The organism is Kitasatospora sp. NPDC098652 (genome assembly GCF_044760155.1).
Lineage (GTDB): Bacteria > Actinomycetota > Actinomycetes > Streptomycetales > Streptomycetaceae > Kitasatospora.
Genome location: NZ_JBIWAQ010000026.1, coordinates 33346 through 47706, shown reverse-complemented (window position 1 = coordinate 47706; position 14361 = coordinate 33346). Strand labels below are relative to the sequence as shown.

At 74.8% G+C, this 14361-nt stretch carries 9 protein-coding genes; 1 reads left to right on the top strand and 8 read right to left on the bottom strand.

What is annotated here, in order from left to right; all coding sequences use genetic code 11:
- The first annotated feature begins 276 nt into the window (after positions 1 to 276).
- The gene (locus ACIQWA_RS35665) at positions 277 to 1146 is read left to right on the top strand and encodes a N5-glutamine methyltransferase family protein (protein WP_402489881.1); all 870 of its coding nucleotides are present in this window, start codon (positions 277 to 279) and stop codon (positions 1144 to 1146) included.
- A gap of 356 nt (positions 1147 to 1502) precedes the next feature.
- Here the strand turns inward: ACIQWA_RS35665 and ACIQWA_RS35660 are convergent, their stop codons facing one another.
- The 8 genes from ACIQWA_RS35660 to ACIQWA_RS35625 form a co-directional block, all read right to left on the bottom strand.
- The gene (locus ACIQWA_RS35660) at positions 1503 to 2351 is read right to left on the bottom strand and encodes an ABC transporter permease (RefSeq protein WP_402489878.1); all 849 of its coding nucleotides are present in this window, start codon (positions 2349 to 2351) and stop codon (positions 1503 to 1505) included.
- A complete protein-coding gene (locus ACIQWA_RS35655) occupies positions 2348 to 3397 on the bottom strand; it encodes an ATP-binding cassette domain-containing protein (protein WP_402489875.1) in 1050 nt (349 codons plus the stop codon). The genes ACIQWA_RS35660 and ACIQWA_RS35655 overlap by 4 nt, the downstream gene beginning before the upstream one ends.
- 106 nt (positions 3398 to 3503) lie before the next feature.
- Positions 3504 to 8606 (bottom strand): beta-ketoacyl synthase N-terminal-like domain-containing protein, encoded by a 5103-nt coding sequence (locus ACIQWA_RS35650; protein WP_402489873.1) that lies wholly within the window; start codon positions 8604 to 8606, stop codon positions 3504 to 3506.
- Between the two features lie 175 nt (positions 8607 to 8781).
- Positions 8782 to 10932 carry an aminodeoxychorismate synthase component I gene (gene pabB, locus ACIQWA_RS35645; RefSeq protein ID WP_402489870.1) on the bottom strand — a complete coding sequence of 717 codons (2151 nt, stop codon included), beginning with the start codon at positions 10930 to 10932 and terminating at the stop codon, positions 8782 to 8784.
- Between the two features lie 29 nt (positions 10933 to 10961).
- Complete coding sequence (locus ACIQWA_RS35640; protein ID WP_402489867.1) at positions 10962 to 11720, bottom strand: thioesterase II family protein; 759 nt, start codon at positions 11718 to 11720, stop codon at positions 10962 to 10964.
- A 40-nt stretch (positions 11721 to 11760) separates the two neighbouring features.
- Positions 11761 to 11955, bottom strand: coding sequence for a ferredoxin (locus tag ACIQWA_RS35635; protein WP_402489864.1), 195 nt, complete (start codon positions 11953 to 11955; stop codon positions 11761 to 11763).
- Between the two features lie 38 nt (positions 11956 to 11993).
- Entirely contained in the window at positions 11994 to 13247 is a 1254-nt protein-coding gene (locus ACIQWA_RS35630) for a cytochrome P450 (protein WP_402489861.1), read from the bottom strand.
- A gap of 28 nt (positions 13248 to 13275) precedes the next feature.
- Positions 13276 to 14334, bottom strand: coding sequence for a DegT/DnrJ/EryC1/StrS family aminotransferase (locus ACIQWA_RS35625; protein WP_402489858.1), 1059 nt, complete (start codon positions 14332 to 14334; stop codon positions 13276 to 13278).
- Positions 14335 to 14361 lie beyond the last annotated feature (27 nt).

The window sequence follows — 14361 nt, the reverse complement described above, 5'->3', positions numbered from 1 at the left end:
CCCGCCCGTCCCGACGTCGCGGGGGCCCGGATCCCGGGCTCCCGCGACGCTCCGCGCTCGTACGCCCAGCTGTTCACCATCAACGTCCGCGGGCCTGCTGCGCGTCTGCCGGCAGGTCCGATCCGTCGACAACGAACCACCGGAGCGTCCAACCGTCCTCGCGGACGCCATCCTCGCGGACGAGAGTTCTGGGCTCTTGACTAGTCGCCGCGGCCGTACCGTCGGCGGTGGTGTGCGGCGGCTCGGCGCCGCGCCGTGGGGCCGGGGAGGCTACGGATGGGAACGACGATGCTCGGGAACCTGATCGACGAGGCCGTGCTGACACTCGAGAGCACCGTGCGGGCCGGCGCACGGCGGGAGGTGGAGGAGCTGGCCGCGCGCGTGCTCGGTGTGGAGCCGAGCGGGCTGGACCCGCGGCAGGAGCTCGACGCGAGAGAGGTACGGCGCTTGGGGGACCTCGTCGGCAGGAGAGCCGAGGGCGTGCCGCTCGGCCACCTGACCGGGCGCGCCGTGTTCGGCGGCCTCGACCTCCTCGTCGGGCCGGGCGTGTTCGTGCCGCGGGTGCACAGCGAGCTCGTGCTGGCGGCCGGTCTGGAGGCCCTCGTCGAGAAGCGGGCGCCGACGGTGGTCGACCTGTGCGCCGGCTCGGGCGCGATCGGCCTGGCCATCGCGCACGCCCGGCCGGACGCCCGGGTGCACGCCGTCGAGTTCGACCCGATCGCCGCGGACTTCGCCCGCCGCAACGCGGCCCGGCGCGCCGCCCTGGGGGACACCGTGATGACCGTCCACGAGGGCCCGGCGGCCCGGGCGGGCACCCTCACCGGGCTGACCGCCGAGGTCGACCTGGTGCTCGCGAACCCGCCCTTCATGCCGGACGCGGCCGACGTGCCGGACGAGTTCGGCCGCTACCAGCCCCGCCAGGCCGTCTTCGGCGGCGCGGACGGCCTGCGGGTCGTGCGCCAGGTGGTGGAGGCGGCGGCCGGGATGCTGCGACCGGGCGGCGCCCTGGTGGTCGAGCACGGCCACCTGCACGGGGCGACGGTGCCGGCGCTGCTGCGGGAGTGCGGGCGTTTCGCCGAGGTGGTGTGCCGTCCCGACCAGGACGGCTGGCCCCTGTACTCGTCGGCCGTCCGCACCACCACCTGAGGACGCCGACTGCCGAACTCGCTGATCGGCACGGGGCGGAGGTGATGGCACACCGGCTGGACGCGTCGGCGGTCCGGGGCCGGGCCGCCGGCGCGTCCAGCCGGTGCCGGAGGAGTTCCAGGTGGCGGTCGTGGTGGCGGTGCGATCGCGTCCGTGCGGTCGAGTCCCCGCATCGACTCGCCGCGCTGGAGGTCGGAACGGCGGTCTTCGGGCACGGTGACCCGATCGTCCGACGCGCGGGCCTTCGCCCGGCGGGAAGCGGCCGCCGCGACCACGTCGGGAGGACAGGGCAGACAGGTGCGGTGCGCAGGAGGTCGGTCGTCCCGATGTCCCGCGCACCGCACCGGCCGCGGAGCTCAGCGCGGAGCGATCGGCCTGCGGAAGCCCGTGGCCGCCAGCCACGCGCCGATGGCCGCGACGGCCGTGCCGAGCAGCAGGGCCGGCACGGCCGTTCCCGTGCCCGGGAGGCCCAGGGCGAGGGCTCGGGTCGAGTCGATGGCGTACGTCAGGGGGTTGACGTGGGCGACGGCGGCCAGCCAGTCGGGGAGGTCGGCGGTCGGGACGTAGGCGCTGGAGGCGAACATCAGGGGGAGGACGGCGATGATCGCCAGATTCTGGATCGGTTCGGCACGGCGCAGCCAGGCGGCCGCCGCGATGAAGAGCCAGCCGAGGGCCCAGCTCATGAACAGCGTCAGCCCGATCGAGGCGGCGACCGCGCCGGCGCCGCCGCGCGGGTGGTAGCCGAGGACGAGCATGCCGAGCGCCAGGATGATCAGCGCCTGGACGGCGGCGCGCACGAGCGTGGTGAGGCTGCGGGCGACGAGCAGGGAGCTCGGGGCGACGGGCAGGCAGCGCAGGCGGGCGACGATGCCGTTCTGGAGGTCCTCGACGAGGCCGACGCCGGACTGGACGGCGGACTGCACGGCGTTGTCGACGAGGACGGCGGGCAGGACGAAGTCCAGGTAGGTGACGTCCGGCGGGAAGTGCGGCGGAAGTCCCATCCGGCTGAACACCTGGGAGAGCACGACGAGCGTGATGACGGGCTGGAGCAGGCCGAAGAGCAGCACCGCCGGATCGGTGACGAGCGCGCGCAGCGACCGGCCGGTGAGGATGCGGATCTGGGTGGGCCGTGAACTGCCGCGCCAGACCGGCGCGCTGACCGTGGCGGCGCGGGGCGGTCGGTCGGTGTCGAGCGTGGTGGTCACTGCTGGGATCCTTCCGGGCTGTCCGGGCTGTCCGGGCCGGCCAGGTCGTCGAGGCTGTCGGAGCGATGGGCCAGGGCGAGGTAGACGTCGTCCAGGCCGGGTTCGCCGAAGGTGAGCTCGGCGGCCTCGACCCCGACCCCGTCCAGAGCCCGGACGACGGCGGCGATGTCGCGGGTGGCCTCGATCGGGACGACCAGGGCGGCGCCCTCGCGCCCGGCGACCGGGGCGAGCCCGGCACGGCGCAGCGCGTCGGCGGCGCGCTCCAGGTCGTTCCCGGGCGCGCTCCCGCCGGGCCCGTCGAGGACGACGGTGACGGTGCGCCTGCCCACTCGGGACTTGAGCTCGGCCGGAGTGCCGTGGGCGACGACGCTGCCGCCGGAGAGCACGGTGATGGCGTCGGCGAGCCGGTCCGCCTCGTCGAGGTACTGGGTGGTGAGCAGGACGGTGGTGCCCTCGGCGACGAGGCCCTCCACGATCTCCCAGAGACCGAGCCGGCTCACCGGGTCGAGCCCGGTGGTGGGTTCGTCGAGGAACACCACCTCGGGCCGGCCGACCAGGCTCGCGGCCAGGTCGAGGCGCCGGCGCAGGCCGCCGGAGTAGCCACGGGCCGGACGGTCGGCGACGTGCCCGAGGTCGAAGAGGTCGAGGAGTTCGTCGGCGCGGGTGCGGGCGGCGCGGCGCCCGGCGCCCAGCAGGCCGGCGAGCAGGAGGAGGTTGTCGCGGCCGCTGAGCCGTCCGTCGACGGTGGCGTACTGGCCGGTGAGGCCGATCCGGCGGCGGACCTCGGCGGGGCGGCGGCGGACGTCGAACCCGGCCACGCTGGCCCGGCCGGTGGTGGGCGCGAGCGCGGTGGTGAGGACGCCGACGAGGGTGGTCTTGCCGGCGCCGTTGTGGCCGAGCAGGGCGAGGACGCTGCCGCGCGGGACGGCGAGGCTGACCGAGTCGAGCGCGCGGACGTCGCCGAAGGTCATGCCGACGTCGACCGCCTCGATCACGAGGTCGTCGGCGGCCGCGGTGGGCGGTGGCGGTGCGGTGCGGGCGGGCATGATCGGGTCTCCGTAGGGGAATCGGCAGGGCACGCGGGGCTTTCGGGGCACGGGTTCGGTCGACGGAGCCGGTCCGCGGAGTAGGTCCCGGAGTGGCTCCGCGGCGTCAGTCCACGGCGTCCATCAGGCGGAAGAGTTCCTCGTCGGTGGCCTCGTCGAGGTCGGGCCCGGGAGCCGGGCGGGCCGGTCCGGCGGTTGTGGCGCAGCGCCGGGCGAGGTCGCGCAGCCGGGTGGCGGTGGCCGGGTCGAGTGCGGTGCCGGCGGCGAGCAGCGCCGCGAGGCGGTCGACCAGGTGGGCGGCGGCGGGTTCGGGAGCGGCGCCCGGGGCGGGCCGGTCTCGGAGGGCCGCGATGGCGCGGACGACGGAGGCCGGCGAGGGGTGGTCGAAGACGAGGGTCGCCGGGAGGGGCGTGCCGGTGGCGATGGCGATGCGTTCGCGCAGTTCGACGGCGTTGACGGAGTTGACGCCGAGGTCGGAGAACGCCTGGGTGGCCTCGAGGTCGTCGGGGCCGCGCCCGAGCACGGCGGCGGTCTCGGCGAGGACGAGTTCGAGGAGCAGGGCGTCGCGCTCCTCGGGGCTCGCCGTGGCGAGCCGGCCGTCGCGCAGCGGTGCGGTGGCGACGACGGCCGTGGTCGGCGGTGTCGGCGCGGCGGGCGCGAGCCAGTACGTCTGCCGCTGGAACGCGTACGTCGGCAGCGGCACGGGCCGGGCGCCCGGCAGGACGGCCTCCCAGTCCACCGGTACGCCGTGCAGGTGGAGACGTCCGACGGCGACGAGCAGGGCGCGCGCCTCGTCCGCCCGGTCGGCCGAGCCGGTCGTGGTGACGGCGGCCGGTGCGCCGGCGTCCGTGCCGGCCAGGCACTCCCCGAGCATGGGGGCGAGCGCGGAGGCGGGACCGAGTTCGAGGTAGGCGTCGGCGTGCTCGGCCCTCAACCGCGAGACGGCGTCCCGGAAGCGGACCGGCTCCCGGGCCTGCCGCACCCAGTGGCCGGGGTCGCGGGCCTCCTCGGCGGTCAGCGGTCGGCCGGTGACGCCGGAGACCAGCGCAATGGCGGGTGGGGCGAAGGACAACCCCTCCAGCACGTCACGGAATTCCGCCAGCATCGGCTCCAGCAGCGGCGAGTGGAAGGCGTGCGAGACGCGCAGCCGCGCCGTCCGCCGGTCGGCGAAGTGGGCCCCGACCGCCGCCACCGCCTCCTCGGTGCCCGAGACGACGACGGACGAGGGGCCGTTGACGGCCGCCAGCGAGACGAACTCGCCCAGCAGCGGCAGGACTTCGTCCTCCGACGCCCGGACTGCGAGCATCGCGCCACCGGCCGGGAGGGCCTGCATGAGCCGGCCCCGGGCGGCGATCAGGGTGCACGCGTCCGGCAGGGACAGCACCCCGGCGACGTGCGCGGCGGCGATCTCGCCGACCGAGTGCCCGGCCAGCAGGTCGGGGCGTACGCCCCAGGACTCCAACAGCCGGTGGAGGGCGACCTCGTGGGCGAACAGCGCGGGCTGGGCGAACTCCGTTCGATCGAGGAGGTCTGCCCGGTCCTCCCACAGCACGGAACGCAGCGGCCGCTCCAGCAGCGGGTCCAGGAAGCCGCACACCTCGTCCAGGGCCGCTGTGAACTCGGGGAAGGAGGCGGCGAGTTCGCGCCCCATGCCGGGACGCTGGCTGCCCTGCCCGGCGAAGACGAAGGCGAGCCGCCCGCCGCCGTCACGCCGCCCGGTCACCGGGGCGACCGGCGACGGTTCCCCGGCGGCGAAGTGCTCCAGCGCGTCGACGAGTTCGCCGCGTTCGGCGCCGGCCAGCACGGCGCGGTGGGTGTGGACGGCCCGGGTGCCGGCGAGCGCGAGGGCGACGTCGGGCAAGGCGTACGAGGGGTGGGCGGCGAGGTGCTCGGCCAGCCGCCCGGCCTGGGCCCGCAGGGCCGGCTCACCGCGGGCGGACAGCAGCAGCGGCACCGGACGGTCAGCGGTGCAGGGCGGCACCGGACGGTCAGCGGTGCGGGGTGCCGCCGGGCGTGCTGCCGCCACCGGTGCCTCCTCCAGCACCACGTGCGCGTTCGTCCCGCTGATCCCGAACGACGACACCCCCGCCCGCCGCACCCGCCCGTCCTCCCGGTGCCACGGCTGCGCCTGCGTCAGCAGCCGCACGGCGCCGGAGGACCAGTCGACCCGGCCGGTCGGCCGGGTGACGTGCAGGGTCCGCGGCAGTAGACCGTGTCGCATCGCCTGCACTGTCTTGATCACCCCGGCCACCCCGGCGGCCGCCTGGGTGTGCCCGATGTTCGACTTGACGGACCCGAGCCACAGCGGCCGGTCCGCCGGGCGCGCGTCGGCGTGGACGGCGAGGAGCGCCTGTGCCTCGATCGGGTCGCCGAGCGAGGTTCCGGTGCCGTGCGCCTCGACGGCGTCGACGTCGCCGGGCGCGAGCCCCGCGTCGGCGAGGGCGCGACGGATGACGCGTTGCTGGGCGGGGCCGTTGGGCGCGGTGATGCCGTTCGAGGCGCCGTCCTGGTTGACGGCCGAGCCGCGGACGAGGGCGAGCACCGGGTGCCCGTTGCGGCGCGCGTCGCTCAGCCGCTCCAGCACGAGCAGGCCGGCGCCCTCCGCCCACGCCGCGCCGTCGGCGTCGTCGGAGAAGGACTTGCAGCGACCGTCGGCCGCGAGCCCGCGCAACCGCGAGAACTCGACGAACGACGTCGGCGTGGCCATCACCGCGACGCCGCCGGCCAGCGCGAGCGAGGACTCGCCCGAGCGCAGCGAGCGGCACGCGAGGTGCAGGGCGACGAGCGAGGAGGAGCACGCGGTGTCGACGGCGAGCGCCGGGCCCTCCAGGCCGAAGCAGTAGGAGATCCGCCCGGCCAGCGCGCTGCCGGCGGTGCCGATCCCGAGCAGGCCCTCCAACTCCGCCGGGGCGCCGACGCCGTAGTCGTGGTACATCGCCCCGGTGAAGACGCCGGTGCGGCTGCCCCGCAGCCCGTTCGGGTCGATCCCGGCGTGTTCCAGCGCCTCCCAGGCGGTCTCCAGGAGCAGCCGCTGCTGAGGGTCGGCGGCCAGGGCCTCGCGCGGGGAGAAGCCGAAGAAGGCGGCGTCGAACCGGCCCGCGCCGTCCAGGAACCCGCCCCGGCGGACGTAGGAGGTGCCGGGGTGGTCGGGATCGTCGTCGAAGAGGCCGTCGAGGTCCCAGCCGCGGTCGGCGGGGAACGCGGAGTCGGTGTGGGTGCCGTCGGCGACGAGCGCCCAGAGGTCGTCGGGGGAGGAGACGCCGCCCGGCAGTCGACAGGCCATGCCGACGATGGCGATCGGTTCGTCGGAGGAGGCGTCGTGCGGGTCCTCCTCCCGGTCGGACACCACGCCCGACAGCAACGCGGCGACGGCCGCGGGAGTCGGGTGGTCGAAGCCGAGACTCACCGGCAGCGCACGGCCGGTCGCCTCCGCCAGCAGGTTGCGCAGCCGGATGGTGCGCACCGAGTCCAGCCCGTACGCGCGGAACGCCGTGCCGACGCCGATCGGCTCGTCCGCCGGGCCGCGGTCCATGACCTCGGCCGCGCACGAGCGCACGAGGTCCAGCGCGTCGCGGTAGTCCATGGCGTGGGAAGCCTGAACGACCGCCGCCCCGGCCACCAGTTCCTCCAGCGACCGCCGGTGCAGCTTCCCGGCCGGGGTGCGCGGGAGGTCGTCGACGGCCACCAGCTCCAGCGGCACCTTGTACTCGGCGACCTCGCGCTCCCGCAGGAAGGCGGTCACCGCCCGCAGACCGATCGCCGGGTCCGCGGCGCGGGTCAGCACCAGGCACGGGATCTCGCCGAGCCGAGCGTCCGCCCGTCCGACGACGGCGAGCGGGCCGATGCCCGGCATCGCCGCGAGGAGCTCCTGGACCTCCGTCGCGTCGAACTTCCGCCCGCCCACGTTGATCAGCTCGGCCGCGCGTCCGTGGAAGCGCAGCAGGCCGTCCGCCCCGAGGCTCGCCCGGTCGCCCGTGCGCAGCCAGCCGTCCGGCGTGACGGCCGCTGCGGTGAGGTCGGGCTCGCGGTAGTAGCCGCGGAACATGCTCGGACTGCGGTACTGGAGGTCGCCCGGCTCGCCCGTCGGCAGTTCGCGCCCGTCGTCGCCGACGACCCGCACGCGGGCCCCGCTGGTCGGTCGGCCCACGCTGCGCACGGCGGCGCCGGCCGGATCGGTGGTGGAGGTCCGGGTGCCGGTGCCCAGTTCGGACATGCCCCAGACGACGACGAGTTCGCCGCCGAGCACCGCCCGGACGTCGGCCGCCAGCGCGGCGGGGATCGCCGCCCCGGCGGTGCGCACCTCGCGCGGCCGGAAGCCGGCCGGCTGCCCGCTCCGGGCCAGGGTGGCGACCACGTCGTGGAGTTGGGCCGGGACGGCGAAGACGGCGCTCGGGGCGGTGGCGCGGGCGAGGGCGAGGAAGCGCTCCGGGTCCCAGCCGTTCAGGAGCACCTGGCGGCAGGCCCGGAACAGGGCGGTGTGCAGCGACTGCAGGCCGAACAGGTGGGTGAGCGGGCAGGCCGTCAGGATCGCCTCCGCGAAGGCCGGACCGCCCTCGTCGGCGACGGACGCCGTGTTGGAGAGCAGCCCGTCGTGGCTGTGCAGGCAGATCTTGGGCCGGGCCGAGGTGGTGCCGGAGGACGGGACGAGGACCAGTGGGTTCTCGGGCCGGACGTCCACGGGGTGCGGGGCGTGACCCGCCCACTGGGCGGTGAGGCGCTCCAGCGCGTGCACGCCCCGTGCGGTCGGTGCCTCGTCCCCGGCGACCAGCACCGCCCGGAGGGACGACACGGTCGTCAGGAGTTCGACCGCCGTGGCTGCCGCCTCAGCCGGGAGGAGCACGGCGACCGGGTCCACCCGGGCCAGCAGTGCGCGTACGTCCGCGGCGCCGTGCCCCGCGTGGACGGGCAGCAGGACGGCGCCCGCGACGGCGACGGCGACGTGTGCCGTCTGGTACTCCCGGCAGTTGGGGAGCTGGACGGCGACGACGTCCCCGGGCGCGACGCCGAGCTCCTGGAGGGCCCGGGCCAGGGCGGCGGCGTCGTCCGCCCACTGGCGCCAGGTCACCTCCCGGTCACCGTCGACCAGGGCGACGGCGTCGGGCGCCCGGCGGACCGCCGCCGCGAACACGGCGGGCAGCGTGTGGCCGCCGAGCGCCCCGGGCGAGCCGGCGGCCGGATCGATCGCGTAGTCATCGCTGTGGACGGGCACCTTCGCTCCTGACGGGGTCGCCGGCCGGCCGCACCGGCCGTGCTCAGCCTGGGTTTCGGGAGGGACCGCGCCCTCCGGGGCGTCCTGCTCCGGGCCCTCCTCGCCGGAGCCCGTCGGCCGGGCGCGCGGCTCCGGGCGCCCGGCCTGGCGTGCGGAAGATCCGGAGAGCGGACCCTCAGCTCGGGATGGCGGCCGGGAACGAGCCGGACGGACGGCGCCGACGCATCGCGGCCGCCGGGCTCTCCAGCGGCAGCTCGGCGTCGAGCAGCGCGAGCAGCGGGCGGGCCTTGACCGCCGTCTCCTCGAACTCGCCCTCGGCGTCGGACAGCGCGATGATCGCCCCGCCGACCCCGTAGCGCAACCGTCCGCCGCTGAGCACGGCGGTGCGGATCACGATGCTCAGGTCGGCCGCGCCGCTGAGCGAGAAGTAGCCGATCGCGCCGGAGTAGATGCCGCGCGGTCCGTTCTCCAGCCGGTCGATGATCTGCATCGTGCGCAGCTTGGGCGTGCCCGTCATCGAGCCGCCGGGGAACGCCGACCGGACGCCGTCGACCGCGCTGCACTCGGGGCGCAGCCGGGCCCGAACGGTGCTGACGAGCTGGTGCACGGTGGCGTACGTCTCGACGTCGAACAGGGGGTCGGCGACGACGGAGCCGGTCCGGGCACAGCGGCCGAGGTCGTGCCGGACGAGGTCGACGACCATCAGGTTCTCGGCCCGGTCCTTCTCGCTGGTGGCGAGGTCGGCGGCGAGCAGGGCGTCCTCCTCGCCGGTGGCGCCGCGCGGACGGGTGCCCTTGATGGGCTTCGACTCCATGAGGCCGTCCGGGCCGATCCGCAGGAAGCGCTCCGGGGAGGAGCTGAGCACGGCGAGGTCACCGAAGGAGAGGAAGGCGGCGAACGGGGCGGGGCTGATCCGCCGCAGCGCGCGGTAGGCCTGCCACGGGTCGAGGTCGGCGGGCGCGTCGATCATGTTGGTGAGGCAGACCTCGTAGGTCTCGCCGGCCGTGATCTCGTCCTGGCAGGCGTCGATGAGCTCGAGGTACGCCTCGCGCGGGTGTCGCAGCCGCAGCCGGGCGTCGGCGCCGGGCGGGGTGTGGGCGGGCGGGTCGGTGTGCGGGGCCGGGCCGGTGAGCAGGGCGGCGGTGTCGTCCAGCCAGACGTGGGCGGAGACGTCCCGGCCGTCCTCGGCGAGGGCGAGCAGGTGGGTGGTGCCGGTGTGGTGGTCGAGGACGACGGCTCGGTCGGCGAAGACCATGACGGCGTCTGGGTCGGGCGAGCGGTGGGCGCGTTCGCCGCCGCACTCGGCCTTGAGTTCGTAGCCGAGGCAGCCGACCCAGCCGAGCGCGAAGTCGAACGGCAGCTCGGGCAGGTCGACGTCGACCGTGCGCAGGTCGTCGTCGAGCCAGGTCAGGAACTCGCCCTGGACGACCTGCGTGGTGCCGCCGGCGGTCACCGTGACGGTGCCGCGTTGGACGTCCGCGGTGGCGACGCGGGCGAGCGGCCCGGCGGCGTTGCCCATCACCGAGACCTGCCCGAGGCGGCCGCCGGGCAGGCTGCTGTCGAGCCAGAAGGGATGACCGCCTGCGCGGAACACGTGGTCGAAGACGGTCTCGGCCTCCCAGCCGGTGTCGACCCGGCGGGTCAGGACGGCGAGGCGCCGGGTGGTCGGCCGCCGCGCGGCTCGGGGTGCGGGTGCCGGGCGGGGCGAGGTGCGGGGGCGGGGCGCCGTGCCGCGGCGTCGGCGCCCGTGCTGCTCGGTGAGGTGGCGGAAGTTCGACAGCAGCCGCAGGCCGGCCTCGGTGCCGATCGACTCGGGATGGAACTGCACCCCCCACAGGGGGAGTTCCCGGTGGCGCAGGGCCATGACCACGCCGTCGTCGGTGGCCCAGGCGATCGGTTCCAGGGCGGGCGGGAGCGAGGTGACCGCCAGGGAGTGGTAGCGGACCACCTCCAGCGGGTTCGGCAGGTGGTGGAAGAGACCGGTCCCGGTGTGCCGCACGGCCGAGGTGCGCCCGTGCCGGGGTGCGGGCGCCCGGCCCACGGCGGCGCCGTGGGCGAGTGCCAGTCCCTGGTGGCCGAGGCAGACGCCGAGGAGGGGCAGCCGGCCCTCCCGGGCTATGCCGGCACAGTGGCCGAAGTCGGCGGGCCTGTGCGGGGTCCCGGGGCCGGGGGAGAGCACGACGTTGTCGAACGCGTCGAGCAGTTCGGGTCGGAAGGCCGGGTCGTCGTTGCTGATGACCTCCGGCTCTCGGCCGTTGACCTCGGCGAGGTAGTGGAAGAGGTTGTAGGTGAAGGAGTCGTAGTTGTCGACCAGGAGTGTGCGCATCAGGGGTCCTTGTCCGGGCCGGCGGTCCGTCAGCGGAGCTCGGCGAGTTCGGCGGAGATCTCCCGGAGCACCGCCGTCTGCTGGTCGGCGAGGAAGAAGTGGCCGCCGGGCAGGACCCGGAGGCGGAACGCCCCGTCGGTGTGGGCCTGCCAGGCGCGGGCCTCGGCGACGGTGGTGCGCGGATCGGCGTCGCCGGTGAGCGCGACGACCGGGCAGCCGAGGACGCGGTCGGGCCCGCAGGTGTAGCGCTCGATGGCGCGGTAGTCGGCCCGGATCGCGGGCATCGCCATGCGCAGGACCTCCTCGTCGCCGAGCAGCTGGGCGTTGGTGCCGTTGAGCAGCTTGAGCTCGGCGATGACGCCGTCGTCGTCCTGTCGGTGCACCGCCTCCGGGCGGGTGGTGGACGGCGCCCGGCGGCCGGAGGCGATGACCGCACCGGGTGCGTGGGTGCCCTTCCGTTCCAGTCGCCACGCGGTCTCGAACGCGAGGACGGCGCCCATGCTGTGGCCGAAGTACACGGTGGGCCGGTCGTCCAGGGTGAGCAGTTCGTCGGTGATCCGGTCGGCGAGGGTGGCGATGTCCTCGATGCAGGGTTCCCGTCGGCGGTCCTGCCGGCCGGGGTACTGCAGCGCGATCACCTCGGCCTCGGCGGACAGGGCCGCGGAGACGGGGAGGAAGAAGCTCGCGGATCCGCCGGCGTGCGGGAAGCACACCAGGCGTACCGTGCGGCCCTCACCGGGGTGGAAGCGGCGCAGCCACAGGGTGCTCGCCGTGCCGGGGCTGGTCATGGGGGTTGGTCCTCTCTCGGGGCCCCTCGCGGGGCGGGATTCAGTCCCGGTGGACGGTGATGGCGCCGGACGGGCAGAGCGTGGCGGCGGTGTCGACCGCGTCGCGGTCCTCGACGGCCACGGCGGGCCCCCGCAGTTCGACCACGCCGTCGTCGTCCTGGTCGAACACGGCCGGGGCGTTGAGCACGCACTGGCCCGCGCCGACGCAGCGGTCGGTGTCGACGGTGATGCGCATGAACGGTTCTCCTGAAGCGGATCGGTGGGCGGGGTCTCCTACCAGCGGACCGGAAGTGCGTGCAGGCCGCACAGCACGCCGTCGTACTTGAGCGGGAGGTCCTCGACCGGCACTGCGAGACGCAGGCCGGGAATGCGTTCGAAGAGCCGGCGGTAGGCGATCTCCATCTCGATCCGCACCAGGTTCTGGCCCAGGCACTGGTGGACGCCGTAGCCGAACGCGACGTGGTGGCGCTCGGTGCGGGCCGGATCGAACGCGTGCGGGCAGGAGAAGGCCTTCTCGTCGTGGTTGGCGGCGGCCACGAGCGGCACGATCCCCTCGCCGGCCCGCACCAGCTGCCCGGAGATCTCGACGTCCTCGACCGCGACCCGCAGCGAGACCAGGTCGGCCACCGAGTGGAAGCGCAGCGTCTCCTCCACCACCCGGTCGTCACCGATCCACTCGGGGTTCTGGAGCAGCGTCACCACGCCGAGTGCGATGTTGTTGGCCGTCGTCTCGTGCCCGGCGATGAGCAGCAGCATCAGCACGCCGGACATCTCGTGCGGCTCGATCGCGCCGGTCGCCAGCAGCCGGCTGATCAGGTCCTCGCCGGGCCAGTTCTGTTTGATCGCCACCAGCCGGTTGATGTAGCGCAGCAGTTCGCGCGAGGCGGTGTCGCGCTGTCGGTCGGTGGAGGCCTGGATGGCGACCAGGGTCCGCGTGCGGGACTCGAAGAAGTCCCGGTCCACCGGCGGAACGCCGAGCAGCGAGGAGATGACGAGCGACGGGACGGGCAGCGCGAAGTCCGCGACCAGATCCGCCTCGTCGCCGGCCGCCAGCATCGCGTCGATGCACCGGTCGACGGTCTGCTCGACGGCGGGCCGTAGCTCCCGCACCCGCCGGACGGTGAACTCCGGGATGAGCGCCCGGCGGAAGCGGTCGTGCTCGGGAGAGTCGAGACCGACGAACCAGCCGGGGATCTGTTCCTGGCGCGGCACGCCCAGCGTCTCGCTGACGTTGGGGAATCCGGGATGGTCGGGGTTGGAGCTGATCCTCCTGTCGGTGAGGACCGAGCGCACGTCCTCGTGCCGGGTCACCAGCCAGACCTTGCGGCCGTTCGGCAGGTAGGACAGCACCAGGCCCGGCAGCTCCCGGTAGTCCTGGTAGCGCGGCGGCGGGAAGCGCTCGCCGGGCACGCGCAGCGGGAAGTCGACCACCGGCGGCTCGGCGCCCGTCGGCTCCCCGGGAGGCCCGGTCCGGGAGGGCACGGTGTCGGGCGGCGCTGTCTCGGGCGGCGCTGTCTCGGGCGTCATGGTGTCGGGTCTCCTCCGGCCGGCCGGCTCAGGACGCGCCGTAGAACGCGCGGACCGCGCCGATCACGCGGTCCTGGTCGGCGGGGGTCAGGTCGGTGTAGGTGGGCAGGTAGAGGCCGTCGGCCGCGAAGCGGGCCGCGTTGAGGCCGGGCCAGGAGGGGTCGTAGTATCCCGGCTGACGGCTCATCGGCTGGAAGAACAGCCGGGTCTCGATGCCCTCGCCGGTCAGGAACTCTCGGAGCTCGGAGCGACGTTCGGCCCGCAGGTCGTACATCCACAGCACGTCCCGGGGCGGCATCAGGGTGATCCCCGGGACCTCCTTGAGGCCCTGGTCGTAGCGCCGCTCGATCTCCTTGCGGGCCGCGAGGAACTCGTCCAGGCGCTCGGTCTGGGCGACGGCGACGGCGGCCTGCATGGCCGTCATGCGGAAGTTGTAGGCGAGCTTCTTGTGCAGGAAGCTGTGGTCGGCGGTGAAGGCCATGGCCCGGAGGTGGGCCAGCTGGCCGGCCAGGCGGGGGTCGTCGGTGAGGCAGATGCCGCCTTCACCGGCTGTGATGATCTTGTTGGCGAACAGCGAGAAGCAGGCGATGTCGCCGACCGGTCGGATGCCGTGGGCCTCGGAGGAGTCCTCCACGACCCGCAGGTTGTACTGATGGGCGATCTCCATGATCGTCGTCATGTCGCACCGGCGGCCGTAGACGTGCACCGGCATGATCGCCTTGGTGCGCGGGGTGAGCCGCTCCTCGATCCGTTCGACGTCGATGTTCAGGTCGTCGGCGCAGTCGACGAACACCGGGGTGGCGCCCGTGTAAGTCACCGCCCAGGCGCAGGCGATCATGGTGAACTCCGGCACGATGACCTCGTCGCCGGGGCCAATGCCGAGCGCGCGCAGGGCCAGCGTGAGGGCCGCAGTGCCGGAGGAGCAGGCGACACCGTGCGCGGAGCCGTTGTACTCGGCGAAGGCCTCCTCGAAGTGCCGGACGAACGGCCCCTGGGACGAGATCCAGCCGTCGCCGATCGTGCGGTTGACGTACTCCAGCTCCCGGCCGTCGAGGCTCGGCCGGGACACGGGGATGGTGAAGGGCATGGGGTCCTCACTTCGGGACGGCCCGTC

Coding starts and splice junctions, on each gene's coding strand:
- ACIQWA_RS35665 (WP_402489881.1), top strand. CDS start 277: ATGGGAACGACGATGCTCGGGAACCTGATCGACGAGGCCGTGCTGACA.
- ACIQWA_RS35655 (WP_402489875.1), bottom strand. CDS start 3,397: ATGCCCGCCCGCACCGCACCGCCACCGCCCACCGCGGCCGCCGACGAC.
- pabB (WP_402489870.1), bottom strand. CDS start 10,932: ATGCGCACACTCCTGGTCGACAACTACGACTCCTTCACCTACAACCTC.
- ACIQWA_RS35640 (WP_402489867.1), bottom strand. CDS start 11,720: ATGACCAGCCCCGGCACGGCGAGCACCCTGTGGCTGCGCCGCTTCCAC.
- ACIQWA_RS35635 (WP_402489864.1), bottom strand. CDS start 11,955: ATGCGCATCACCGTCGACACCGACCGCTGCGTCGGCGCGGGCCAGTGC.
- ACIQWA_RS35630 (WP_402489861.1), bottom strand. CDS start 13,247: ATGACGCCCGAGACAGCGCCGCCCGAGACAGCGCCGCCCGACACCGTG.
- ACIQWA_RS35625 (WP_402489858.1), bottom strand. CDS start 14,334: ATGCCCTTCACCATCCCCGTGTCCCGGCCGAGCCTCGACGGCCGGGAG.